1 pseudogene is annotated in these 1,190 nt (G+C 48.7%); it reads left to right on the top strand.

The annotated features are described in order from the left end of the window. Nucleotides 1–27: 27 nt before the first annotated feature. Nucleotides 28–1,113: pseudogene (locus tag F6K52_RS36545) on the top strand (IS4 family transposase); the annotation flags it as partial. Nucleotides 1,114–1,190: the final 77 nt, after the last annotated feature.

Genomic DNA, 1,190 nt, shown 5'->3' with positions numbered 1-1,190 from the left:
TAATTAACCCGCCTACTCAACCGAGAGGATCTACTGTGGGCAAAAGCGGTAACGGTCAGTCGTCAAGCGGTTTCTAAACGTTTTTTGGAGTTTCCGTCCAGCGTCTTTGAACGGGTGTTCAAGGACTTGTTACCCCTGTTGAAGACTCGCTGGTCAGAGCGCTCTCGTCCCGTCGCGCCGAGCATTGCCTATGGACTCAAATCCTTTGAGCATATCTGGACGGCAGATGGTTCAGTGCTCGAAGCGCTCTTTCGTAAGCTCGATAGCCTTAAGGATGTGCCCGTGGGTCAACTAGCCGGAAAAATATGCACGGTCATTGAATTAGGCTCTCAGTTACCGATAGAGATTTGGTTCAATGAAGATGCCAAAGCTCATGATTGCCAATTTCTAGACGACTTATTCAATTTAGCGACCCAGAATATCTCCAAGGTGCTCTTGGTGCTTGACCGAGGCTTCTACGATTTTGAATGGTGGAAACGCTTGATGGACCATTCCGTGGCGTTCATTATTTTGGGGAAGTCGAATCTCTCCTACACGGTGGTCAAAACGCTCAGCCAGAGCGTTAAACACACCGACGAGATCATTGAAGTCGGCACGGTGGCATCGGGGCAATTTCAACTGCGCTTAATTTCGATTCGTAAGGGCAAAGGCACCTATCGCTATCTCACCTCAGTAGTAGACCCGCACACTCTGCCCCCGTATGTGGTGGCTGATTTATATGCCCGTCGATGGCGCATTGAAGATGCCTTTCATCTGGTTAAACGTCTGCTGGGGCTGGGCTATCTGTGGACTGGCTCCATCAACGGCATCAAGCTGCAAATTTGGGCCACCTGGATCATGTATGCGGTGTTATTTGACTTGTCTGATGCGGTCGCGGATGCAGTGCAATTGCCCTTAGACCGGATTTCCCCTGAAATGGTGTGGCGAGGTCTTTACCATTTCAATACGGCCTACAACAAAGGGACAGCGACGGACCCGATTGCCTATCTAACAGCTCCGGAAAATCGAGATCTGAGTGTCATCAAGCCACTGCGCAAACCTCAGAAAATTATAGACCTCAGCCCTTTTCCCAAGGATGGAAATAAGCCCTTGACAAAACTGAAAAATGCTTAAGTTGTCAAGCATCACTTACTGATAAAAAACGACGAGACATTCATGCGATGACTGAGCAGTTCGTTGTTTTTTGAAGA

The organism is Moorena sp. SIO3H5 (assembly GCF_010692395.1).
In the GTDB taxonomy this organism is placed as follows: domain Bacteria; phylum Cyanobacteriota; class Cyanobacteriia; order Cyanobacteriales; family Coleofasciculaceae; genus Moorena.
Note: the sequence above shows the minus strand (reverse complement) of the source record. Positions and strands in the feature narration are given on the sequence as shown.